The 22,386-nt window shown below is 64.4% G+C and carries 20 protein-coding genes and 3 pseudogenes; 14 read left to right on the forward strand and 9 right to left on the reverse strand.

The window, feature by feature from the left end:
• Window positions 1-425 precede the first annotated feature (425 nt).
• The 13 genes and pseudogenes from F7R26_RS38205 to F7R26_RS41905 all read left to right on the forward strand — a co-directional run.
• Complete coding sequence (locus tag F7R26_RS38205; protein ID WP_150984714.1) at window positions 426-1,181, forward strand: SDR family NAD(P)-dependent oxidoreductase; 756 nt, start codon at window positions 426-428, stop codon at window positions 1,179-1,181.
• 101 nt (window positions 1,182-1,282) lie between these two features.
• The gene (locus tag F7R26_RS38210) at window positions 1,283-2,587 is read left to right on the forward strand and encodes an ABC transporter substrate-binding protein (protein ID WP_150984715.1); all 1,305 of its coding nucleotides are present in this window, start codon (window positions 1,283-1,285) and stop codon (window positions 2,585-2,587) included.
• Window positions 2,588-2,618: 31 nt separating this feature from the next.
• Complete coding sequence (locus tag F7R26_RS38215) at window positions 2,619-3,509, forward strand: carbohydrate ABC transporter permease (RefSeq protein WP_150984716.1); 891 nt, start codon at window positions 2,619-2,621, stop codon at window positions 3,507-3,509.
• Entirely contained in the window at window positions 3,499-4,398 is a 900-nt protein-coding gene (locus F7R26_RS38220) for a carbohydrate ABC transporter permease (RefSeq protein WP_150984717.1), read from the forward strand. Before F7R26_RS38215 ends, F7R26_RS38220 begins: the two co-directional genes overlap by 11 nt.
• Window positions 4,399-4,435: 37 nt before the next feature.
• The gene (locus F7R26_RS38225; RefSeq protein WP_150984718.1) at window positions 4,436-5,533 is read left to right on the forward strand and encodes an ABC transporter ATP-binding protein; all 1,098 of its coding nucleotides are present in this window, start codon (window positions 4,436-4,438) and stop codon (window positions 5,531-5,533) included.
• Between the two features lie 120 nt (window positions 5,534-5,653).
• Entirely contained in the window at window positions 5,654-6,862 is a 1,209-nt protein-coding gene (locus F7R26_RS38230) for a porin (protein ID WP_277820384.1), read from the forward strand.
• A gap of 20 nt (window positions 6,863-6,882) precedes the next feature.
• A complete protein-coding gene (locus tag F7R26_RS38235) occupies window positions 6,883-7,650 on the forward strand; it encodes an HpcH/HpaI aldolase family protein (protein WP_150984720.1) in 768 nt (255 codons plus the stop codon).
• Window positions 7,651-7,672: 22 nt separating this feature from the next.
• Window positions 7,673-8,503 carry an NAD-dependent epimerase/dehydratase family protein gene (locus tag F7R26_RS38240; RefSeq protein WP_150984722.1) on the forward strand — a complete coding sequence of 277 codons (831 nt, stop codon included), beginning with the start codon at window positions 7,673-7,675 and terminating at the stop codon, window positions 8,501-8,503.
• 2 nt (window positions 8,504-8,505) lie between these two features.
• Window positions 8,506-9,411: an SMP-30/gluconolactonase/LRE family protein gene (locus F7R26_RS38245; protein WP_150984724.1), complete on the forward strand. Its 906-nt coding sequence runs from the start codon at window positions 8,506-8,508 to the stop codon at window positions 9,409-9,411.
• Between the two features lie 32 nt (window positions 9,412-9,443).
• Window positions 9,444-10,502: an alginate lyase family protein gene (locus F7R26_RS38250; RefSeq protein ID WP_150984726.1), complete on the forward strand. Its 1,059-nt coding sequence runs from the start codon at window positions 9,444-9,446 to the stop codon at window positions 10,500-10,502.
• A 10-nt stretch (window positions 10,503-10,512) separates the two neighbouring features.
• The gene (locus F7R26_RS38255) at window positions 10,513-11,805 is read left to right on the forward strand and encodes an MFS transporter (protein ID WP_150984727.1); all 1,293 of its coding nucleotides are present in this window, start codon (window positions 10,513-10,515) and stop codon (window positions 11,803-11,805) included.
• Window positions 11,806-11,901: 96 nt separating this feature from the next.
• Window positions 11,902-12,072, forward strand: a pseudogene (locus F7R26_RS41900) (hypothetical protein); the annotation flags it as partial.
• Window positions 12,041-12,118, forward strand: a pseudogene (locus F7R26_RS41905) (hypothetical protein); the annotation flags it as partial. The pseudogenes F7R26_RS41900 and F7R26_RS41905, both read left to right, overlap by 32 nt.
• A gap of 399 nt (window positions 12,119-12,517) precedes the next feature.
• On the opposite strand, the gene F7R26_RS38265 reads toward F7R26_RS41905, so the two are convergent.
• From F7R26_RS38265 to F7R26_RS38295, 8 genes and pseudogenes are all read right to left on the reverse strand, one after another.
• Window positions 12,518-13,471, reverse strand: coding sequence for an aldehyde dehydrogenase family protein (locus F7R26_RS38265; RefSeq protein WP_416351391.1), 954 nt, complete (start codon window positions 13,469-13,471; stop codon window positions 12,518-12,520).
• Window positions 13,365-13,706: pseudogene (locus F7R26_RS41910) on the reverse strand (SDR family oxidoreductase); the annotation flags it as partial. The pseudogene F7R26_RS41910 and the gene F7R26_RS38265, both read right to left, overlap by 107 nt.
• 12 nt (window positions 13,707-13,718) lie before the next feature.
• Window positions 13,719-15,107, reverse strand: coding sequence for an MFS transporter (locus F7R26_RS38270; RefSeq protein ID WP_150984731.1), 1,389 nt, complete (start codon window positions 15,105-15,107; stop codon window positions 13,719-13,721).
• 5 nt (window positions 15,108-15,112) lie between these two features.
• Complete coding sequence (locus F7R26_RS38275; protein ID WP_150984732.1) at window positions 15,113-16,252, reverse strand: porin; 1,140 nt, start codon at window positions 16,250-16,252, stop codon at window positions 15,113-15,115.
• Window positions 16,253-16,359: 107 nt separating this feature from the next.
• A complete protein-coding gene (locus F7R26_RS38280; protein ID WP_150984733.1) occupies window positions 16,360-17,847 on the reverse strand; it encodes a carotenoid oxygenase family protein in 1,488 nt (495 codons plus the stop codon).
• 74 nt (window positions 17,848-17,921) lie between these two features.
• Window positions 17,922-18,887: a Bug family tripartite tricarboxylate transporter substrate binding protein gene (locus F7R26_RS38285; protein WP_150984735.1), complete on the reverse strand. Its 966-nt coding sequence runs from the start codon at window positions 18,885-18,887 to the stop codon at window positions 17,922-17,924.
• A 24-nt stretch (window positions 18,888-18,911) separates the two neighbouring features.
• Entirely contained in the window at window positions 18,912-19,718 is an 807-nt protein-coding gene (locus F7R26_RS38290; protein ID WP_150984736.1) for an alpha/beta fold hydrolase, read from the reverse strand.
• The gene (locus F7R26_RS38295; RefSeq protein ID WP_150984737.1) at window positions 19,715-20,518 is read right to left on the reverse strand and encodes an alpha/beta fold hydrolase; all 804 of its coding nucleotides are present in this window, start codon (window positions 20,516-20,518) and stop codon (window positions 19,715-19,717) included. The genes F7R26_RS38290 and F7R26_RS38295 overlap by 4 nt, the downstream gene beginning before the upstream one ends.
• 149 nt (window positions 20,519-20,667) lie before the next feature.
• Here F7R26_RS38295 and F7R26_RS38300 point away from each other — a divergent pair, with 149 nt between their 5' ends.
• A complete protein-coding gene (locus F7R26_RS38300; protein ID WP_150984739.1) occupies window positions 20,668-21,138 on the forward strand; it encodes a MarR family winged helix-turn-helix transcriptional regulator in 471 nt (156 codons plus the stop codon).
• A 116-nt stretch (window positions 21,139-21,254) separates the two neighbouring features.
• On the opposite strand, the gene F7R26_RS38305 is transcribed toward F7R26_RS38300, so the two are convergent.
• A complete protein-coding gene (locus F7R26_RS38305) occupies window positions 21,255-22,364 on the reverse strand; it encodes a porin (RefSeq protein ID WP_150984741.1) in 1,110 nt (369 codons plus the stop codon).
• Window positions 22,365-22,386: the final 22 nt, after the last annotated feature.

The raw sequence follows: 22,386 nt of genomic DNA on the forward strand, positions 1-22,386 counted from the left end.
CCTGCCGCCCCCTCCAGGAGCGCCGAGGCAAAGCCGGTTTGGTGGGATTCCGGTGCGCGTCCGCTCATCTGCTCTGCAGAACCAGCGGCGGTATTGAGGAACCATAAGGATAACGTTTTCCTATGCTAAGGCAAACTTGCATAAACCGCAAATCCCTTGTTTGAAAGATCATATATCGGCACTTTTTAAGTTCTGAATTTGTTAAAAAACGGCTTAATAATCAATGTATTGTCGAGGAAATTCGGCCGCCTGGAGATTGGCGAATCACAATCCATGACCATGCCTCCTGACGTACAATATTTGCTCCCATTGCCATAGGGTTTTCACTGGCGAGCATTTCTAGGAAAACGATTGACTTAGTCGGAGGCGGTGCATATAGTTAGGAAAACGTTTTCTCTTACCGGCATCCCAGCTCCCTTTTTCATATGCAGACCGAGTTCGATTTCCAAGACAAGTTGGTCGTAGTGACAGGCGCAAGCGGTGCCATCGGCGCCGCGATCGCGAAGCAGTTCCATCGCGCTGGCGCCCATGTGATCGCCACCGGCCGCAACCGGGAGGCGCTGGCTTCCCTGTGCGACGCGTTGGGTGACCGGTGCGAAGTCATTCAGGGGGACCTTGCCGACCAGGCGCATCTGGACGAGATCCTCGCCACCGCCGAACGGTTGGGCGGCGTCGATGTGCTGATCAACAACGCCGGGATGACGCTGACGAAGAAGCCCACGGACGAAACGAGCCTGGCCGATTTCGACCAGATCCTGTCGGTCAACCTCCGCGCGATGTATGCGCTGAGCCTGAGTGTGATTCGCGGCTGGGTCGCGCGTGAGCACAAGGGCGTGATGGTGAACGTCTCGTCGCCCGGCGCGCAGCGCGCCCACCGCAACAACGCGATCTATGACATCAGCAAGGGCGGCATCGACGCACTGACACGCTGCCTGGCGGTCGATTTCGGCAAGTACGGGATTCGCGTCAATGCCATCGCGCCGGCGCAGATTCCGCATTCGCATACGCCGAATGTGAATCCGGCGGCGGCGCATGGCCTGCCGTTGCCACGCCACGGACGTCCGGACGAGGCCGCCCTGCCGGTGCTGTTCCTGGCATCGAGCGCGGCGTCGTTCATCACCGGCCACGTATTGCCCGTAGACGGCGGCTTGCTGGCCCAGTTGCGCGTGCCGGCAGCCTGAGAGACGAAGCAACAGAACCTGCAGCAAGCGCCGAGGCCGGCATGCCGGCACCGCGCCGATAAGAAATAAAGGAGACAGACATGGGAAGGACGGAACACAACATGACGAAGCGACAGACGTTCGGCACGCGCGTACTGCCGGCCGTCGCGGCCTGCGCCGCGCTGACGGCCATCGTGCCGGCCGCGCACGCGGAAACACTGCGCGTCTGGACGCGTTCGAACGTCGATGCTCGTGCGACCTACGACAACATCGCGGCCGCATTCACGAAGAAGACCGGCATCAAGGTCGAGTACTTCAACGCCATGACCGACTACGAGCAGCGTCTGTCGCGTGCGATCGCGGGCAACGACTTGCCCGACGTGATCATCAACGACACGTCGTCGCTCGGACTGATGATGAAGTCGGGTGTCGCGCAGGAGATCGACCGCGCCAGCCTGCCCGGTGCAAACGAAATCCAGGACCGCGCATGGGACGGCGCACGCGGCTACAACGGCAAGTACTACGGCGTGCCCGTGTCGGTGCAGTCGTTCGTGTTCCTGATCCGCAAGGACTGGCGCGACAAGCTCGGTCTGCCGGTGCCGAAGTCGTGGGAAGACATCGCCGCTCTCGCGAAGGCCTTCACCACGAAGCAGCCTGCCGGCCCCGGCAAGCAGGTCTACGGTTTTGCCTTCCCGGGATCCGCCACACGCGGCTACACCACCTGGTTCATGAGCAGCTTCCTCTGGCAGGCCGGCGGCGACTTCATTCGTCCGGTATCGGGCGGCAAGTTCCGCGGCTCGCTCGACGAACCAGCCGCGGTGAAGACCGTTGGCTACTTCCGGCAGATGATGTGCACGGACAAGGTGATGCAGCCCGGCGCGATCAACGCCACCACGGCTGACGCCATCGCGAGCTTCCGCTCCGGCCAGACTGGCATCTTCTTCACGGGCCCGTATCACATCGCCGTGGCCGACCAGGAACCGGGCCGCGACAAGATCGAAGTCGTCGCCGCGCCTCCGGGTCCCGCTGGCAAGTCCGACTCGCTCGGCGAGGGCGAACTGGCCTACGTGACGCGCGCCGCCAACAAGCAGGCGGCGCTTTCCTTCATCGCGTTCCTGACATCAGGCGAAGGCCAGCGCATGGGCATGAATCCGGGCGGCTTCCCGGTGGTCCGCCTGCCGGTCAACAAGACGGTCAATTCTGGCCAGGTCTACAAGGACCAGCGCTGGGTGACCGTGGAAAACGTCTATCAGAAGGACGCCCACTACGTACCCGCGATTCCCGACTGGATGAGCATGCGCCAGCTTACCGCCGAAGGTCTGAACCGCATCCTGGCCAATTGCTCCAGCGACGTGGATGGCGGCCTCAAGGACCTGAACAAGCGGGTCAATCAGGAACTGGCACGTCAGCGCGTACTGGCCAACTGATTTGCGCGGCCAAGCATTCCGAGGTACCACAATGAGAAGTCAGAATTCCAGCCTGCGGCGGGCATGCGTGCCGTGGCTCTTCCTGCTGCCCGCGCTCGCGCTCTTCGTCCTGTTCAAGTTCGTGCCGATGGCGCGCGGGCTCGAAATGAGCTTCTACCAGGTCAACTTCGGCTCGGACTGGGAGTGGGTGGGACTGGAGAATTTCCAGCGCGCCTTTGCCGATAGCGACCTGCACACGGCTGTGATCCAGACCGCCTTGTATGTGTCGGTGTCGGTGATCGTGTCGGCCGTCATCGCCTTCGCGCTGGCACTGGCCCTTGAAGGCCCTGCCCGTCACCTGCGCATCATCCGCACGGCGATGTTTCTGCCCGCGGTAACCAGCGCGGCCGTGGTGGCGCAGATCTGGCAGATCATGCTGTCCCCGGCGCCAGATGGCATCGGTAACACGATCCTCGGCTTCCTTGGTGTGGGACACGCGGGCTTCTTCTCGGACCCGAACCAGGCGCTCGGCTCGCTGATCGTCATGCAGATCTGGAAAACCGTGCCGTACGACATGATGATTTTCGTCGCGGGCCTGACCGGCGTGAACCGCGAGCTGTATGACGCAGCGGCAGTGGACGGTGCACGCTGGCACCACCGGCTCTGGTACGTGACGCTGCCCGCCATGCGCCACACGGTGGTGATCGTCGGCGTGCTGGGCTTCATCCGCGGCGTGCGCGTGTTCACCGAGGTGTACTCCAGCACGGGCGGCGGCCCCGGCGGCTCCACCGAAGTGGTGATGACCTATGTCTACAAGGCCGGCTTCGTGCAGTTCGACTATGGCTATGCATCGGCCGTGTCCTGCCTGCTGTTCCTCTTCACCGCGGTGACCACCGTGACCTATCTGACCCTGCGTCAACGGAGCAATCGCCATGGAGCTTAACCAGAGCCTGCGCCAGAAGAGCGTGACGGGCGCCGTGAGCGCGCCCCGGTTCAACATCGCCAGGATCACGGCAGTCGCGGGGCGATGGATTCTTTACGCGGCGATCGTGCTGGTGTTCGCCGGCCCGTTCTGGGCGATGCTCGCCACCGCGTTCAGCGCGGAAACCGTGCAGCCGGGGCGCATGGTGGCGTGGCCGTCGCACCCGTCGCTCAAGCATCTGGTTTACGCTTGGGACAACGCTGGTGCCTGGCGCTACCTCCTGAACTCGTGCGTGGTGGTGGCCGGCGGGCTGGTCCTGCAGATGTCGGTCAGCGCGCTGGCTGCCTATGCGCTGGCCCGCAAGAAGTTTGTCGGCGCGGGCCTGGTGAGCCTGCTGTTCCTGTCGACCATGATGCTGCCCGAGGAAGTGATCGCGATCCCGCTGTATCTGGTGCTGGGCAAGCTGCCGGTGCTTCACGCCAGCCTGCTGAACTCCTATCTCGGCATGATCCTGCCGGTGGCAGGCTGGGCGTTCTCGATCTTCGTGCTCACTGAGTTCATGAAGGCGATTCCGATGGAGCTCGAAGAGGCGGCGCGCATCGACGGCGCCAGCGAATGGCAGATCTTCTGGCGGGTCGTGCTGCCGCTCGTGAAGCCGGCGCTCGGCACTACCGGCATCTTCGGCTTCCTGATGATCTGGGACCAGTACCTGCTGCCGCTCATCGTCGTGAATCGCGAATCGCTCTACACGCTTCCGGTGATTCTCGCGACGTTGCGCACCGACGAGCACATCTCTCCCAATGTGTTCATTGCGGTCACGCTCCTGGCGATGATTCCCAGCGTGCTGCTGTACCTCGGCCTTCAGAAGCAGTTCCAGCGCGGGTTGACCGCCGGCGCGGTGAAAGGCTGACCACGAAAACAAGAATCGGATATCAGGAGTGAGGCATATGGCTTCCGTATCGTTGCGCGGCGTCGACAAGGCATTCGGCGACCAGCACATCATCAGGAACGTATCGGTGGACATCCCGGACGGCGAGTTCTGCGTGCTCGTTGGTCCGAGCGGTTCGGGCAAGTCCACGTTGCTACGCATCATCGCCGGCCTCGAGGACGTCACCGGCGGCAGCGTCCACATCGGCGGACGCGATGTGACGCGACTGCAGCCGAAGGATCGCGACATCGCCATGGTGTTCCAGAGCTACGCGCTGTACCCGCAGCTCACTGTGCGCGAGAACATGGGCTTCAGTCTAAAACTGGCCAAGCGCCCGAAGGCCGAGATCGTACGCATCGTCAACGAGATCGCCCGTTCGCTGGCACTGGAGCCGCTGCTCGACCGCTATCCGCGCCAGCTGTCCGGGGGGCAGCGCCAGCGCGTCGCAATGGGCCGCGCCATCGTCAGGCAGCCATCGGTGTTCCTGTTCGACGAACCGCTGTCGAACCTCGACGCCGCGCTGCGTCACCACGTTCGCGGCGAGATCCGCGAGATGTACGAGCGCCTGCGCACGACCTGCGTCTACGTGACCCACGACCAGGTCGAGGCCATGACGCTGGCCGACCGCATCGTGGTCCTGCGCGACGGCAAGGTGGAGCAGGTGGGCACGCCCGTCGAGCTCTATGACAGGCCGGTGAACCGCTTCGTCGCCCAGTTCATCGGCGCGCCGGCGATCAACTTCTTCGCCGGCGTGGCAAAAGTTTGCGCTGGCCGGACGACGATCCGCTGCGCTGACGGCATCGAATTCGCGCTGCCAGGCCATCAGACGGTCGAGGACGGCCAGTCAGTGGAGTGCGGCGTGCGCCCGGAACACATCTGCGTGGGCGCGCCCGACCATTCGCGCACCGACGTGGTCTCCATGGGCGCCAGGGTGAAGACCGGGGAGTTCTACGGGGCCGACACGCTCCTGTCGTGCGACACGCCGGTCGGCATGCTCGCCACCACCGGACGCGACCGCACCGCCTACGGTGCGCGCCAGGGTGCACAGGTTCTTCTGCAGATTCCGTCGGCAAATGTGCATCTGTTCGATCGACGTACGGGGCTGCGCGTCAACTGACGACGCGGCTCCGGCATCGGCGGTACGGCGTGACCGAACACGCCGCGATAACTAGAAGTGCTACATGAGATGGAGGAGGAATTGAACGTGAAGAAGACTGTGTTGTGTGCAGCTGCGCTGATGTGCATGGCGGCGCAGGCCAACGCGCAAAGCTCGGTGACGTTGTACGGAGTGATCGACGGCACTATCGACTACATGCGCGCCAACAGCGCCAACAAGGCGGGCGGCAATGTTCCGGGCGTCGTCAGGGAGGACAGCAACAGCTCGCTGTGGGGCCTGCGCGGCAAGGAGGACCTGGGGCGAGGTCTGTCGGCCATCTTCCAGATCGAATACGGGTTCAACGTGGACACCGGCTCGGGCCCTAGCGCCCGCGACCAGTTCATTGGCCTGAGCAGTGACGTGGCGGGCACGATCCAGCTCGGCAACATCACGACGCCGATGCGCGGTCTGGGCGGAAAGACCAACTTCATTCCCGGCAGCACGTCGATCGCCAACAACATCGGCATCATGACGACGCTGAATGGCTCGCAGACCAACCTGAACGCGCGCCTGGCCAACTCGATCATGTACACGACGCCCGTGTACGGCAGCTTCAGCGCGCAGGCCGTGATTTCGCCGGGCGAGGGCAGCCAAGCACCGACCAACTCGAGCCTGGACAACAAGACGACCCCGGTGGGCCCGAACCTGCAGGGCATGTACGCGTACGGCTTTGGCGCACAATACGCGCAGAACCGGCTCTATGCGGCCTACGCGTACGAGTCACGCCGCGGCCAGGCGCTGCTCGGCGCGGGCTCCGGCCTGTCCGGCGCGGCAAGTGCCGGCATGGGTGTGGCGGCCGCAGGCTATTCGAATGACTGGGAGCACCGCGTCGCCGTGCGATATGAGGCAAGCCTTATCTCGGCTGGCTCCACGAGCTTCGCGCTTGGCTGGGATCGACTGGGCTCTACCGGTACCTTCGGCGCAGGTAAGGCTGCCGGAAACGGCGAAACCTATCGCGACTCGTACAGCGTCTCGGTCATGCAGAAGGTGGGCGTGCAGGAATTCATCCTGAACTATGCGTTCGCGCGTCCCCTGCATTGCTCGGGCGCGGCTATCAGCGGCCAGTGTTCCGCCGCACAGGCATCGCACACGGGTGCACAGCAGTTGGTCTTCGCGTACCACTACTGGCTCTCGCCGCGCACGATGCTGCAGGCTTACGTCAGCCGTATTCACAACAGTTCGTTCGGTACGTACGACTATGACGTGAATCCGGTGACGACCGCCGTGGCGAACCGCGCACCGGGCGCATCGCCGATTGGCGGCGGCATCGGCATCCGCCATTCGTTCTAACTACGGATAAGGGGCATTCCATGCAAGCCAACCGGTTCAAGGCGCAGTTGCTGGCGCGCAAGCAGCAAATCGGCATCTGGAGCATGCTTGCCTCCAGCAATGTGGTGGAAGTCCTCACGCAGAGCAGCTACGACTGGATTCTGCTTGACACGGAGCATGCCCCCAACGAAGTACCGATGGTGCTGGAGCGGTTGCGCACGGCCGCGCAATCATCGGTGTCCGCTATCGTATGTCCCAGCACGAACGATGCGGTGCAGATCAAGCGCCTGCTCGATATCGGCGCTCAGACGCTGCTGATTCCGATGGTGGACACCGCGGCCGACGCCAGCGTTCTGGTGGCCGCGGTGCACTACCCGCCGCGCGGCGGCGTATCCATGGCCACGCGCGCGAATCGCTACGGGCGGGATGAAGACTATGTCTGGCGCGCGAACGACGAGATCTGCCTGCTGGTGCAGATCGAAACGCCTACAGTGCTGGCCAACCTTGAGCGCATCGCCGAGGTCGACGGTGTTGACGCGATTTTCATCGGTCCGTCCGATCTGGCTGCGACGCTGGGCCACATCGGCGACGTGCGCCACAGGGAAGTTCAGGCCGCGATCGAGGATGCGCGACTGAGGGCGGAGCGAATCGGCAAGCCGATCGGCATCCTGATGACCGATCCGGTGCTTGCCGCACGCTATGTGGAGCAGGGTTTCGACTACGTCGCCGTGGCGACGGATATTGGTTTGCTGCGCGCCGGGGCCGAAGCACGGCTGAAGGATGCGCGCGGCGTAGTAAAGCAAGGCTGAGGTGATGATGTCAGAACGATCGATGAACCACGATGTAAAACCAGGCAAGCCGTTCCGCCGCCTGTTGCTAACCGGCGCTGCCGGCAACCTTGGCCGTCAGCTGCGCGGAGCGCTGGCGGCATGGGCGGAAGTCGTCCGCGTCAGCGATATCGCGCCGCTCGGTGAACTTGCCGAGCACGAGGAAGGGGTCGTTGCGGATCTGGCCGATCGCGATGCGGTGTACTGCATGCTGGAAGGTGTGGACGCCGTGATCCATCTTGGCGGTATCTCGGTGGAAGCACCGTTCGATGCACTGCTGGAGAGCAACATCAGGGGGCTGTACAACCTCTACTCGGCAGCGCAGAAACATGGCGTGAAGCGGGTACTGTATGCCAGCTCGAATCATGCGGTGGGCTTCCACCCGGTCACCGAAGTGGTGGACATCGATGCGCCGCTGCGGCCTGACTGCCTGTACGGCGTCACCAAGTGCTTTGGCGAGGCCCTGTCGCGCTACTACTACGACCGCTTCGGTCTCGAAACTGTATGCCTGCGCATCGGCTCGTCGTTCGAGGCGCCGAAGAACCCGCGCATGCTGGCGACTTACCTGAGTTATCGCGACTTCATCGAACTGGTGCGTTGCTCGCTGTTCACCAATCGCGTCGGGCATGCAATCGTCTATGGCGTGTCAGACAACCGCGTCAAGTGGATCGACAACACGAAGGCGGCATTCCTCGGATTCAGGCCGCGGGACAGTTCGATCGATTTCGAGCATCTGTTCCCGGCTTCCGCACCGGGCGCGGATTACGCCGATCCTACGCAACGCTTCCAGGGCGGCCCGTTCGTCCTGGCCGGACCGATGGAATCGGACGACTGATCATGTCAATGACTTGCAAGGTGGAGCGCATGGGCACCGCCGGACAGCCGCCGGCGGGCGTCGGCGAAAGTCCAGTCTGGCGCGCCGCCGAAGGTGCGCTGTACTGGGTCGATATCCCAGCGCGGAAGATCGTTCGCCAGCACGCCGAGTCCGGCACGTGCACCGAGTGGCTACTGCCGGAGAAGGTGGCATGCATTGCGTTCGATCGCAACGGCACGGCACTGGCCGGCATGGAGAGCGGCCTGTTCGCCGTGAGCCTGTTGGCATCGGCCACGGTCTCGGTGCGCAAGCTCGCCGCGCCGGCGTTCGCCGTGGAGGACATGCGTTTCAACGACGGAGGGTGTGATCGCCAGGGCCGGTTCTGGGCGGGCACGATGGTGCAGGACATGGCCGCCGCGAATCCGGCCGGCAGACTCTATCGCTTCGATGCGCAAGGCGTGCTGTCCGAGCCGATGGTCGATCAGCTCATCGTGCAGAACGGTCTGGCCTGGTCGCCGGATGGCCGCACCATGTACCTGTCCGATTCGCACCCGTCACGCCGGCTGATCTGGGCGTTCGACTACGACACCGAAGCCGGTGTGCCACGCAATCGGCGCGTCTTTGCAGACCTCCATCATCATGCGGGCCGCCCCGATGGCGCGACGGTGGATGCCGATGGCTGCTACTGGATCTGCGCCAACGATGCCGGCCTGCTGTTGCGCTTCACGCCGGCAGGCAAGCTCGATCGCAGCATTGCGGTGCCTGCGAAGAAGCCTGCCATGTGCGCGTTTGGTGGCGATGACCTGGGCACGCTGTTTGTCACATCGATCCGTCCGCCTGCGGACGCCAGCGAGCACGATGGCCACGTCTTCGCGCTGCGTCCGGGCGTGTGCGGCTTGCCCGAATCCGAGTACGCGGGGGTGCTGTGAGCTACGGTCGTGACTCCGGCGGGCGCCGCCGTTTGCTGCGCGGGCTCGTCGCCACGCCGGCCTTGTTGCTGATGGGCATGCACAAGGCCACGGCGAAGACGTCGGCGACGACGTTCGCATTGACGCCGCCGGTGCTCGCCGCGTCGCTGGCGGCGCACACCCCCGCCGATGTCGCCCGCCAACTAGCCGCCGATGCCGAGGCTCAACTGACGCGCGGCATGAACGTGCGCGCGTTGGTGCACACCCAGGGGTTGCTGCCTCATGAAGGCGAACGCGATGCGAGCCTGCTGGCCCAGAAAGACTGGCGGCAGACGCTGACGCAGGCGCTGGCGTTTCGGGTGAGCGGCGTCGCCGCGTATGGCGACAAGGCTGCTGCGTACATCGAAGCCTGGCTGCCGGCCTATCGGTCATCCGCCAATCCAGTCGACGAAACCGATCTGACGCGCTTCCTGTTCGGGCTGGATCTGGTGCGCGACCGTCTGCACCCGTCAGCCGCGGCACTGGTGCAGCCATTCGCCGAGGATCTGGCGCGGGCCTATCTCGATCCAGACCGTCGCGTAGGCGACGACTCGACGTTGCTGAACAACTGGCACAGCCACCGCGTGAAGCTGGCCACTGCCGGGGCATACCTGAGCGGAAAACCTGCGTTGATTGCCGAGGCACGGCGCGCATTCGTAGCCCACGTGGCCAGCAATGTACGCGACGACGGCAGTACATATGATTTCGCCCAGCGCGACGCCATGCACTATGTTGTCTATACCCTTGAGCCGCTGCTGATGGCGGCGTCGATGGCCAGGGCGCACGGCCAAGACTGGTATGGCGCCCAGGAGATCGCCGGCCGCCTGCCCATGGCGCTGCAGTGGCTGGGGCCGTACGCGCGAGGCGAGCGCGAGCATGAGGAGTTCGTGCGCAGCAGCGTCAAGTTCGATGCAAGACGGGCCGCCGCGAAGGTGAAGGGATATTCGGGGCTGTGGGAGCCCGCCGAGGCGGCGGACCTGTACTGGATTGCCGCCCATCTGGATGTGCTGTTCGCCCCGATGGTGGCCAGGTTCCAGGCCCGGCCGACCACTCGGGCGCTATTTGCAGGGTAGGAAGAAGGACATGCTATTGAAGGTCAAGGGAATCCGGTGGTGGATGATCGGCCTGCTTACGCTCGGCACGGTCATGAACTACCTGGCGCGCAGTTCGCTGAGCGTGGCGGCGCCCACCGTCATGCAGGCATTGCAGATCGACACGCATCACTACGGCTGGATCACGGGCGCATTCCTGCTCATGTATCCGATCGGCGCGCCGCTGACCGGCTACCTGATGGATCGTGTCGGGTTGCGCATCGGTTTTCTGATCTGCGGCGTGGCATGGTCGCTCATCTGCATGGCGCACGGCTTCGTGAGCGGCTGGATTGGTCTGGTGGTGCTGCGCGGCTTGCTGGGGCTGGCCGAGTCGGCATTCATTCCGGCCGGCATGCGTGCCACCGCATACTGGTTCCCGGCGCGCGAACGCGGCTTTGCCGCGGGCGTGTTCAACCTTGGCGCCTCGCTCGGGGCGATTGTCGCGCCGCCGCTGATCGCGTGGTCCATCTTCCACTTCAGCTGGGAGGCCGCCTTTTTCATCGCCGGTGGCCTGAGTCTGGGCTGGGCCCTGCTATGGCTGCTGTTCTACCAGCACCCGGATCGCCACAAGGCGCTGACGAAGGAAGAAGCCGCGTACATCGCCGATGGCCAGGATACGCAGCCTGAGCCGGAGGAGCACGAACGCACGTCGATCAAGAGCATCCTGAAGCAGCGCAATTTCTGGGGCATTGCGCTACCCCGCTTCTTTGCCGATCCAGTATGGGGCACGCTCAACTACTGGATGCCGCTGTACCTCTATCAGACACGCGGCTTCGATCTGAAAGCCATTGCGCTTACCGCGTGGCTGCCTTTCGTGGCGGCCGATCTCGGCTGCATGATGGGTGGCACGGTGTCGGCCTGGCTGCACAAGCGGTTCGGCACGCCATTCGTCAACGGCAAGCGCATTACGTACACGCTGGGCGCGCTGATGATGATTGGCATGGCCGGTGTCGGATATGTGGAGAATCCGGCCACAGCGATTTTCCTGCTGTGCCTGGGCGGATTCGCGCATCAGACGTTATCGATCAGCGTGATCTCGCTCTCTGCGGACCTGTTTCCGCGCCGACAGGTGGCCACCGTCACCGGCATGGCCAGCTTTGTCGCCGGACTGGGCAATCTCTGCTTTACGCTGACGATTGGTGCATTGGTCACCGTGATCGGCTACTCACCGTTCTTCGTCGCACTCGCCTGCGGCGACCTGATCGGCATGGCCCTGCTCTGGACGCTGGTGAAACCCGGCGCGCTGACACAGACGCGTCAGGCCACGACCGCGGCCCAGACCTGAAGCGCCACTGGAACTTCCCGATATGGACTCGGCTTCGTACTCGCTGGCGAATCGGGCGTCCAAGCGATCGCGGGCGATACGGATGGTGTCGACGGCCTGGAGGAAATCGCCGGGGCGCTGCTGGCACTGGACACGCTCGCCCGTGCGCGGGCCAGCGGCATCCACCCGATTGCCGCGCTCGAAAACAACGACGGCCACGGGGAGCGGCGAGACTTCGGTGACCGTGCGTGGCAATGGCCGTGGCGGACGCAATGTGGAGTTCCTGCTTGCTTCGGCGCGCTGGGCTATTCCGTGGTCACCGGTCCCACGCTGACCAACGTCAACGATTCTCGCGCGGTGCTGGTGGTCGGCGCAGACGCCACTTGAATCTCTCCGCTCAGTAAGCAATCACCTGTTTAACCGGTCACGGCGGTTTGCAGGCGAATCTAAGCGGTGACCATATTCATGTCTGGGCGTCAAGCATCTGCTCCTAGTCCGTCTCAGTCGAACACTTTACGTTGGACCCTGTATGTCTCTGACCGGATCCTAAGCATCTGTTCAAGGAAGCAATGGCGGGCGACAGCTTCTGGCCCGACAAGCGACATATGAAATCGGAGTTTGGCAGGCCATAGACCCTTAGCGGCCAAACCGCAACTTATATCGACGGCTGCATTCTGGCCCATACCGGTAAGCCTGTAGCTCGACTGCCTAGCCGGGGAGATCGCCGCGGATGTCAGCGAACGCTTTGTCCCGCGCCGAGGCCCAGCCGCATCGGCATTGGCGTCGTGCGAGTCGCGATTGCGACAGCCTTTTCCTCCGAATAGAAGTTTCGCAAGCTCTCGATGCCCTCGCGCCCGATACCCGATTCTTTGTAGCCGCCGAAAGGCATGCGCAGGTCCAGGACCATTGGCGAGTTCACCATCAGCGTGCCTGCGCGCAGACGCTGAGCCGCAGCCATGCTTTCGTCCAGCCGGTTGCTCCAGAGATAAGCCGCCAGGCCGTACCGTGTGCGGTTCGCGATGGCGAGGGCTTCGTCGAAGGTGTCGTAGACCATGAAGGTGGCTACCGGGCCGAAGATCTCCTCCTGGCAGGCGCGGGCATCTGCCGAGTGAGCCAGCAGTACGGTGGGCTCGATGTAGTAGCCTGGCCGTTCGATAGCGTGTCCCCCAGACAGGACCGTCATGTCGGAAGCGGGAGCGATGCTGTCCAGCACGCGCCGGAAATGGGCCTCGTACGCGACTGGTCCCATCTCCGTCCGGGGATCCAGCGGATCGCCGACGCGGATCTGCCGGGCGCGCGCGACGAACCGTTCGATGAAGACGTCGGCGATATTGCGCTGAACCAGGATGCGGGACCCGGCGAAGCACATTTGGCCGGCGTTGGCGAAGATGCCGAGTAGGGTGCCTTCGAGCGCGAGATCGAGGTCCGCGCTGTCCGAGACGATGCTCGCCGACTTTCCGCCGAGTTCGAGGTCGCAGCGCTTGAGGTTGGCACCCGTAGCCGCAGCGATTGCGCGCCCCGCCTGGCCGCCGCCGGAGCGGCAGTGCGTGCTGCGTGACGAGGAACATGCCGCGCAGGCAGCAGTCGTTGATGGCGTCCCACTCGGCGGTGGGCAAATCCTTGACCAGGATCTGTTCGCCGGTATAGCCGGCCAGGTTGACCAGCGTGTCGAGGCCTTGCCACTCAGTCCGCAGTGTGCCGAACGCGGCCGCGACGGAAGCCTCGTCGCTGACATCACACGGCAGTGCCAGCACGCCTTCAGGCAGCATGCAGTCGTCGATCGATCGCTGCAGGTCCAGGACCGCGACGCGCAGGCCGTGGTCGGATGCGGCATTGACCAATGCCTGGCCCATGCCTCCGCAGCCGCCAACGACGGCAATGCGACTCTTGGGGGGCGGAAGAAAGCTCAATGGAATAGCCATGGTAGGCTCCGGTCAGACGGCGTAGGGATTGATCGGCTTGCGGTAGCGATGCAGCAGGAACGCTGATATCACCGCGACGACGCAGAACAACGAGGGATACCAGGCCGCCCAGCCGGAATTGGCGCGCACCAGCATGGCCAAAAAAAGGGGGGTCGTACCACCGATCACCGCCGCGGCGAGGTTGTAGGTCACGGCGATGCCGGTGTAGCGCAATTGCGCCGGAAAGCTGCGGATCAGCAGGACAAACGACAGGCTGACCGTGCCGGAGATGAACCCCACGATGGCGTACCGGAGGGGCAGCGCCTCCGGCGAAATGTCACCGTACATCCATAGCAATCCGGCGATCAGGGAGAAGGCGCCGACCGTAAATGTTCTGCGCAGTCCGAAGTAGTCGCAGAGCCAGCCGGCCGCCACGTCTCCGGCAATCAACGCGAGTGCCGCATAGAATTGCGCGCGATAGACTAGGGCAGGCTCGAACTGTCGGCTCGTGATGAAGTAGCCGGCGGGGAACAGGTGCACGCCTGCCGTGACCACCGCGGTCATGCACGAGATGATCACGCAGAGCACGATCTCCGGCCGATGCCGTTCCATCAGGCCGCGCATCGGCACCTGGCGCGACAGTTCGTTGCGCGCGCGCATCTGCAGGAAGACCGGTGTCTCATGAGCATAGCGGCGCAACTGTGCGGACGCGAGACCGAGGATGCCGCCCACGATGAACGGGATGCGCCAGCCGTAGTCGGACATGGCCGCCTTGCCCAGCCATGCCGTCAGGCCCGCGACCGAGCCGGACCCCAGCACCGCGCCCACGCCGAGGCTGGCGGACAGGATGCCGCAGCAGAGCCCGAGACGCCGCTCCGGCACGTGCTCCGAGACGAAGCACAGCGCGCCGGGAAGCTCGCCGCCGATGGACAGTCCCTGCACCATGCGGCACAGGAGCAACAGCAGCGGTGCCCCGATGCCGATCTGCGCGTAGCCGGGCAGGCAGCCGATGGCGATGGTCGGGACGGCAAGCAGGATGAGCGTGAACGCAAACATCCGCTTGCGGCCGATGAAGTCGCCGACGTTGGCGAGGATGACGCCGCCAACCGGCCGGATCAGGTAGCCGGCCGCGAAGATGCCAAGCGTTTGCACCTGCCGCAGCCATGCGGGCATATCCGCGGGGAAGAAATGCTGGCCGATGATCGGCGCGAGGTAGATGAATATGATGAATTCATAGAATTCGAAAATGCCGCCCAGCGTGGCGATCCCAAGCACCTTGACCTGTGCGAGTGTCATGGTGGTGGGTTCGCGACTGCCCGCTGGAACGACGCCGGGATCGAGCGCCGCATCGGCGCGAGTTTCTGCCATGGTTTGTCTCCCTGTTGTCGGAGGCTCTTGACGGGTACGGGCATCGGCCCGCACCGGCTTCAGAACAGGTGCTTGATGCCCAGGTACGCCATGCGCACGCGCGCGCCCGCGTCGGCTGGCGAGAGTTGCGAGGAGCCGTTCAGTCCGCCCAGCCAGAAGTTGTATCGGCCGTTGCGGTCATTGCGCAGTTCCACCAGCGTGGCATCGAGCGTGGTGCGTCGGCTCATCTTGTACTGGTAGCTGATCGACAGCATCTTCGCGCCGGTGTCATCCACCGTGCTACCCCCTGCGTGCATCGAGAAGGCCTGTCCGTAGGTCAAGGACAGCAGATGCGGGCCGAAGTCGTAGTTGATGGGAATGGAGAACGCGTAGCGCTGCTGGCTCACGTTGGTGGTGCGGTCGGTGACCCGATTGCGGTCGACCACGGCGCCGAAGCGCAGGCCCTGCCACGTGTAGCCGATGGCAAATCGGTCGGCGGTCTGGTCCAGTGCGCCGACTGTCTGCGCCGGGAGCGTGCCCTGGCTGTCGCGCACCATGTGGAAGTACCCCAGCTTCAGCGCGCCGAGCGTATAGGTCGGGCCGAGGTACCACGTGTGGTTGCGGCCATTGCCTGGGGCCTCGGCATCGAACGAATACGTGGCGATGCCCGACAGCCCGTGGAAGTCGGGCGCCTCGTAGCGGATGGTGTTGTTGAGGAAGTTGCCGGCGAAGTAGGCGCCGTTGATGGTGCCAAGGACGTTCAGCGAGTTGGCCGCGTTGGGTGCGGCGTCAAAGGCGCCATGCGTGTCGTTGACGAACCAGTGGTGACTGAAGTACACGGACTGGCGCCCGAGCTGGAGCCGCCCGAAGTCGCTGTGGTCCAGCCCCACGTAGAACGCCCGCCCCGCGCCCTGCGCACCCGTATCGGCGGCGAAGTCCCACTCGAGGTGGAAGATTGCCCTCAGCTTGTCGTCGAGGCGCTCCTTGCCGTCGAAGAAGAAGAAGCTCGTGTTGTTGGTCAGCCGATAGTCGCGTGCGGCGGTAGCGCCCAGACGTCCGGAACCGCTGACCTGCGACGCATCCAGGCCGAGCTTTATCTGCCCGCCCAGAAGGAAGGTCATGCCGGGCGCCTGCTCCATGTTCTGGGCATACGCAACAATGGGCGCAAAGGCTAGGCTGGCCGTGAGGGCGCCTGCGGAGGCAAGAACTCTTGTCTTCATTGTGTTGTCTCTCTCTTTTCTTTTCGGTCTTGTACGGCGCATTCTGTGCGCGCCGGAATGCCGGCCCGCCATGGAATGACGGACCTGACTTCTCGCTGCCCAGGCGGTCAGGGTTGGCGGTTCTCCCCGTGGATGCGGTCGCCTTCCACCCAGCAGGCATGCGTGCCGATCGACATGCGCTCCGGCAACATGATCCGCGCGAGCGGTCCGCGGTCGATATTGGCGGCGTCGAGGATCAAGATTTCGGAGGTGTCGGCGTTCATGTCGGCCACCATGCTGATGACGTAGCCGTCGTCCTCCGCCACGGCACCGACCCGCCGCGCCATCTGCGGCTCGCTGCCGAAGCGGCCGGCACCATACTCGTGGCGGGCCGTGGCGCCCGATTGCAGGTCGAACCGCTTGAGGCCGCTGAACAGCCATTCGCCGGGCTGGTAGAGCACGTTGTAGCTGTAGCGGTAAGGCTGCCCCATGTAGTCGTTGCTGCAGACTGGGAACTCGGTCACTTCGTCGTCCAGATACTGCTCCGTGGTCTGGCCCGTGTGCAGGTTGAAGCGCCAGCGGTGCATGTGCGTCTTGTTGCGGTGCTTGTCGAGGTTGGCCTTGATGCGGTCGTAGATATTGCCGGCGGCGTTGACGGGGACGGGCTTGTGGTCGGGCATGATGCAGCCATCCATCACGACCTCGTCGCCATCCTCGTAGCAATTGGTGAGGTGCAGCACATAGCAGGGCGTACCCTCGAACCAGCGGATTTGCGAGTTGTTGCCGTGGCGGGGAATGATGCCGAAGCGTGCCGGCAGGTCGCGATTGAAGACGAGCTGGTGCTTGCCTTCCTTCAGGCCCTGGGGATCGAAGAATAGCGGCAGGTCGTGCAGGATGGTGTAGTTCTGCGTGATGCCCAGATCGTGCGGCCAGCGCGGACCGGGCAGCTCGATTGGAACGTAGTGCACGAGCTGGTTGTTGCGGTCGACTACGCCATAGTGCATGTACGGCCAGCGTTCCGGATAGTTGAAGAACATCATCTCGCCGGTGCGCGGATCGACCTTGTAGTGGGAGCTGACGCCATCCGGCACGCGGCGGGCCCAGTTTGCGTCTGGGCCGAGCGTGTCGAGGCTGAGCGGGTCGAGGCGCCACGGCTCGCTGCCCTGCGACATGCTTGCGAGCAGCTTGCCGGCGTGCGCGATGACGTCGGTGCCGGCGTTGTCCTTCATCGCGCCCATTGCGCCCCAGCCGCGATAGGTACCGAGGTCGGGCTGCAGCAGGCCCGGCCACAGCGAATGACCGGCCGCCCGTTCGGCGAGGAAGCCGGTGGTGCGGATGAAGCGGTTGCGATAGGTGGCACGCCCGTTCTCGAAGTGGATGGCATGCAGCATGCCGTCGCCGTCGAATGGGTGGTAGACCCCCATCGGCGCATGCACCTGATTATGGGTATTGCGCACGAAGATGCCGTGCAGGTCGCGCGGGATCTCGCCGATGACGCGCAGCGAATCTGTGTCGGCGGTGTATTCGCGACGGTTCGGCGTGAAAGGACCGAGCAAGAACGGGTTGTCGGTGTCCTGGTCGGCGGTGACGTCGTAGTGATGGATGGTTTCAAGCATTTGCTTTCTCCAATTATTGACTGAGGCAACGATTCGGGCGGAATGGCGCCATCTGGGCGAGACGCCGGGGAAGGTCAGTCCAGCGTCACCGCGCCCGACTGGACGAGCGGCCGGAAGCGCGCCTGGTCCTGCGCGATCGCCTTGCCCATGGCAAGCGCGCCGGCTTCGGCGGGGGCGTATCCCATCGTGGTGAAGGCCTGGCGCAAGGCGGGCGCCTGCAAGGCGGCGCGGAAGACGCTGTCGAACCTTGCGGTGACGTCGGCCGGCAAGTTGCGCGGGCCGACGTAGCCGATCCAGCCCCTGCTCACATAGTCGACGCCCTGTTCGCGGAAGGTTGGGACGTCCGGCAGCGCAGGCACGCGGCGCGGCGCGTCGACCGCGATCGGCACCAGCTTGCCGGCGTCGATGAAAGCCTTGGCCGAGTTCGTGGCCAGCATGAACTGGACATGGCCGGCCGCCACGTCGCTCATTGCGGGGCTTTCGCCCTTGTAGGCCACGTGTGTGGTGTCGATGCCGAGCTTTTGCGCCAGCAGTGCGGCGCCGAAATGGAAGCTGGTGCCGTTGCCGGCCGACGCATAGGTCATGCCGGCGTGGCTGCGGCCGTACTGGATGAACTCCGGCAGCGTCCGAACCTTCAGGCGAGGGTCGACGACCAGCACTGTGTAGGTCTCGCAGGCGAGCGAGATCGGCTGGAAGTCCTGGGGTCCGATGCCGAAGCGCGCATCTGCCAGCGGCAGCAGCACCATCGTGGCGGGGACGGCGAGCCCGATCGTGTAGCCATCGGGCGCGGCGCGCCTGACCATCTCCAGCCCGATCTTGCCGCTGGCACCGGGACGGTTTTCGATGACGACGGGCTGGCCAAGACGGTCGCCGACTTCTCGCGCGACGGCGCGGGAGATCGTGTCGGCCACGCCGCCGGCGGGATATGGCACGACGAGGGTGATCGGGCGCTCGGGCCAAGTGGCTTGAGCGTGGGTGGGGACAAGGGCGACGGTGCAAGTCACGAGGGCGGTCAGGCGTCGCAGGGCGTACAGACTCATGGGAAATCTCTCTTGGGAAATCGGTCAGCTCGTGGATCCCCGTGGTGTGCGGGGACATGCTGGGGCGGTTCCTCGATATTCAGGTCGACGATTTTCAGCCGCTGCGCACGGGGCACCGTCGATCCATGCCGACAAGATGGCCGCCAGCTGGACGGGTTGCTCCAGTGGAACCAGATGCCCCGCGGGCTCGATCACGTGCAACGGCCCTTGCCCAGCGGCCGCTCTCAGCGCCGCGATCGCCTGCGGCGGGTAGAGAGGGTCGGCGCTGCCGGCCACCCACAGCAGCGGCAGGTCGTCGTGCAGCAGCGTGCTTCGGTCGGGACGCATCAGGCTGGCGAGCGAATGGGCGACGAATGTCGATGCGCCATAGGCGGCCACCATCTCGCGGCGAATGCACAGCAGGTCGACGTCGTCCCGGTGAGCCGGGTGGAATGCGGCGATGCCCTGCTTGATCGCGCGCTCCACATAGTCGCCCGATCCGGCGGCCATGATGGCGGCGCGGCGGCCGAAGTTCTGCGCTGGCGTATCGGCCTGCGGCGTGGTGCAAAGCATCGCCAGGCCCAGCACGCGTTCGGGCGCCCGCGCGAGCATGGCCATTGCGACATACCCACCGAACGAGAATCCGGCCAGCCAGAAGCGCGCAGGTAACTGGGCCAGCAACGCCTCGGCGATGGCGTCGACGTCGGGCAAGGCCGGGAGCGTCGGCGCATGCGCCCGGATGTGCGCCGGCAGGGCGTCGAGCACGCCACGCCAGACGGCCGGCGTGTTGTTGAGCCCATGCAGCAGGACGAGATCGGCTGCGTCGACTGCGGCGTTCGCGGGAACGTTCATGACAGCCGGCGGACGCGAAGGTCGAGGAAGTCGAACAGCGCGGTATTGAATACCTCCGGCTGTTCCGCCCACGCGTAATGCGCGGCGCCGGGCACGCAGACGAACTCGCCGCCGACGTTCTGCGCCAGCTTGCGCATCTCCTCCGGGCGTCCCACGTTGTCGTACTCACCGGCGATAGCAAGGACCGGCATCCCGAGTTGCCTGAGGTGCTCCAGCGTCGGCTGCCCCTCATAGTCGACGATGGCGTTGATCGCGGCGACGAAGGTCTCGCTACGCGTTTGCATCGCCACCTCGAGCACCAGGTCCACGAGCGGCCCCGAGGACCCGGGGGCGAGCATGGTGCGCAGCAGCGGCTCTGCGGCTGCCGAAAGCGTTTCGCCTCGCGCAAGCGGCGCGACCCGCTCTTCCAGGAAGACGCGCTGGTCTTCCTTCGACTTGGCCGAGAACGAGCCAACCGTGGCCGAGATCACCAGGCCTTGCACGCGCTCCCTGCCGAGCTTGACGGCCGCCAGCGGCGCGATGATGCCGCCCATGCTGTGACCGATCAGAACATTCCTGGCGGCGCCTGTCGCGCGGACCAACGCGGCGCAGGCGTCGGCCGCCGTCTCGATTGAGTAAGGCGACGGCAGCGGGCTGAGGCCGTAGCCGGGCGCATCCCATGCGACAACCCGATAGCCGCGGGCGACGAGCGTCGCGATCTCATGGCGATAGTACTGGCGGGAACCATAGGCGCCATGAAGCAGGAACAGGGTCAGTTCGCCGTCGCCGGCGATTTCATGGTCGGGTATGCGGTCGGGCATGGGGGCGTCTCCTGAGAATGTTATTGCACGTCAATCATTGCCTGCTACAACGAATTGTAGTGAGCAATCATTGATATAGGCAAATGTTTTTGTGGGATAATCGGCCCGGTCAGGGTTTTCCATAGCGCAGCCCACGCAAGAGAGAAACAATGCCAACAAACAAGAGCCTCGACCTTCGATCGTGGCATTCCACCGTGCTGGGCCGCCTTGCGCGCGCGTATCACGCCTCGACCAACGGCTTCGAGCGGTATACCGGCATGCCCAGCACGCGCTGGCGCCTGCTGTTTCTCATCTACAGCAAGGGCGACTGTACGCAGAAGGATCTGACGCGGCAGATCGGTGTGGACGCCGGCGCAATTACGCGCCAGATCAAGCAGCTCGACTTGGAGGGGCTGGTCAAGCGCAATGCGCATCCCGAGGACAACCGCCTCACCGTCGTCAGGCTGACCGAGACCGGCGCCGCGGAAGTGGAGCGCGTTCTCGCCCGGCGTGCCGTGTTTCTGCAGGTCATGATGAAAGGCGCTTCCGCCGATGAAATCGATGCCTTCCTGATCATGCTGGATCGCATCGCCGACAACCTGGATCAGCCGGACGTCCTCCATATTCTCGACAAGACGTAGGACGTCTCCTCCGAAGCCGGAGGAGAGGCATGCAGGAACACGCTGCGCAACCGCCTGTTGCCCAGGCATGTGCCGGGACGGGAAGGCCCGGCGCATGGCACCTCCGATGGCGCGGCTCAGAACTGGTGCTTGATCCCCGCGTAGACCATCCGCGCGCGTGCGCCGGCGTCGGCGGGCGCCAGTTGCGAGCCGCCGCCGATGCCACCGAGCCAGAAGTTGTAGCGGCCATTGCGCTCGTTGCGCAGTTCGACGTAAGAGACGTCCAGCGTCGTGCGCTTGCTCATGCTGTATTGATAGCTCAGCGAGAGCATCTTCGCGCCGGTGTCGTCGAGTGTCCTGCCGTCCTGGTGGACGGAGAACGCCTGGCCCCAGGTCAACTGGACGAGATGCGGGCCAAAGCTGTAGCCGAGCGGCACTGCGTAGGCGAAGCGGTACTGCCGCGAGTCAGACGTCGTGTTCTTGACCTGGTTGCGGTCGACCACGACGCCGAGGCGCAGGCCATTCCACGTGTACCCGATGGCGAGCTTGTCGCCCATCTGGTCGAGACTGCCGACGGTTTGCAGCGGCAGCGTTCCCTGACTGCTGCGCTGCATGTGGAAATAGCCAGCCTTGAAGCCACCGTTCGTGTATGTGGGACTGAGGTACCACGTATGGTTGCGGCCGTTGCCGGGCTGCTCGGCGTCGAACGAATACGAGGCCATGCCCGAAAATCCGCCGAGATTTGGCAACTCGTAGCGCACCGTGTTGTTCAGGTAGTTGCCGGCGAAGTACGCGCCGTTGATGGTGCCCAGCACGTTGAGCGAATTCGCGGCGTTGGGCGCGGCATCGAAGGCGCCATGGGTATCGTTGATGAACCAGTGGTGGCTGAAGTAGACCGTCTGGCGGCCAAGCTGCAGGCGCCCGAAGCGTTCCTCGTCGAATCCGACATAGAAGGCGCGACCGGAACCCTGCACGCCGGTGTCGGCCGCAAAGTCCCATTCGAGGTGATACAGCGCCTTGAGTCCGGGCGCCAACTGCTCCTTCCCGTCGATGAACCAGAAGCTGGTGTTGTTGGATTCCCGATAGGCATGGGCGGCCGTACCGCCGGGCTGGGCGGCGCCGCTGATCGAGGTCATGTCGAGGCCGAGCTTCAGTTGGCCGCCGATCTGCATGGAGCCTTGGGCGGTGGCGATCGCGGGCGCGCCGCAAAGCGCTGCCAGCGCCGCGGCACGGGTCAGTTTGAACATACATGTCTCCGTCTTTTCCAGG

The organism is Cupriavidus basilensis, from assembly GCF_008801925.2.
Classification (GTDB): Bacteria; Pseudomonadota; Gammaproteobacteria; order Burkholderiales; family Burkholderiaceae; genus Cupriavidus; species Cupriavidus basilensis.

Bases quoted from the DNA above. Each gene is read 5' to 3' on its own strand.
- F7R26_RS38205 (WP_150984714.1), top strand. From the start codon at position 426: ATGCAGACCGAGTTCGATTTCCAAGACAAGTTGGTCGTAGTGACAGGC.
- F7R26_RS38210 (WP_150984715.1), top strand. From the start codon at position 1,283: ATGACGAAGCGACAGACGTTCGGCACGCGCGTACTGCCGGCCGTCGCG.
- F7R26_RS38215 (WP_150984716.1), top strand. From the start codon at position 2,619: ATGAGAAGTCAGAATTCCAGCCTGCGGCGGGCATGCGTGCCGTGGCTC.
- F7R26_RS38220 (WP_150984717.1), top strand. From the start codon at position 3,499: ATGGAGCTTAACCAGAGCCTGCGCCAGAAGAGCGTGACGGGCGCCGTG.
- F7R26_RS38225 (WP_150984718.1), top strand. From the start codon at position 4,436: ATGGCTTCCGTATCGTTGCGCGGCGTCGACAAGGCATTCGGCGACCAG.
- F7R26_RS38230 (WP_277820384.1), top strand. From the start codon at position 5,654: ATGTGCATGGCGGCGCAGGCCAACGCGCAAAGCTCGGTGACGTTGTAC.
- F7R26_RS38235 (WP_150984720.1), top strand. From the start codon at position 6,883: ATGCAAGCCAACCGGTTCAAGGCGCAGTTGCTGGCGCGCAAGCAGCAA.
- F7R26_RS38240 (WP_150984722.1), top strand. From the start codon at position 7,673: ATGAACCACGATGTAAAACCAGGCAAGCCGTTCCGCCGCCTGTTGCTA.
- F7R26_RS38245 (WP_150984724.1), top strand. From the start codon at position 8,506: ATGTCAATGACTTGCAAGGTGGAGCGCATGGGCACCGCCGGACAGCCG.
- F7R26_RS38255 (WP_150984727.1), top strand. From the start codon at position 10,513: ATGCTATTGAAGGTCAAGGGAATCCGGTGGTGGATGATCGGCCTGCTT.
- F7R26_RS38275 (WP_150984732.1), bottom strand. From the start codon at position 16,252: ATGAAGACAAGAGTTCTTGCCTCCGCAGGCGCCCTCACGGCCAGCCTA.
- F7R26_RS38280 (WP_150984733.1), bottom strand. From the start codon at position 17,847: ATGCTTGAAACCATCCATCACTACGACGTCACCGCCGACCAGGACACC.
- F7R26_RS38285 (WP_150984735.1), bottom strand. From the start codon at position 18,887: ATGAGTCTGTACGCCCTGCGACGCCTGACCGCCCTCGTGACTTGCACC.
- F7R26_RS38290 (WP_150984736.1), bottom strand. From the start codon at position 19,718: ATGAACGTTCCCGCGAACGCCGCAGTCGACGCAGCCGATCTCGTCCTG.
- F7R26_RS38295 (WP_150984737.1), bottom strand. From the start codon at position 20,518: ATGCCCGACCGCATACCCGACCATGAAATCGCCGGCGACGGCGAACTG.
- F7R26_RS38300 (WP_150984739.1), top strand. From the start codon at position 20,668: ATGCCAACAAACAAGAGCCTCGACCTTCGATCGTGGCATTCCACCGTG.
- F7R26_RS38305 (WP_150984741.1), bottom strand. From the start codon at position 22,364: ATGTTCAAACTGACCCGTGCCGCGGCGCTGGCAGCGCTTTGCGGCGCG.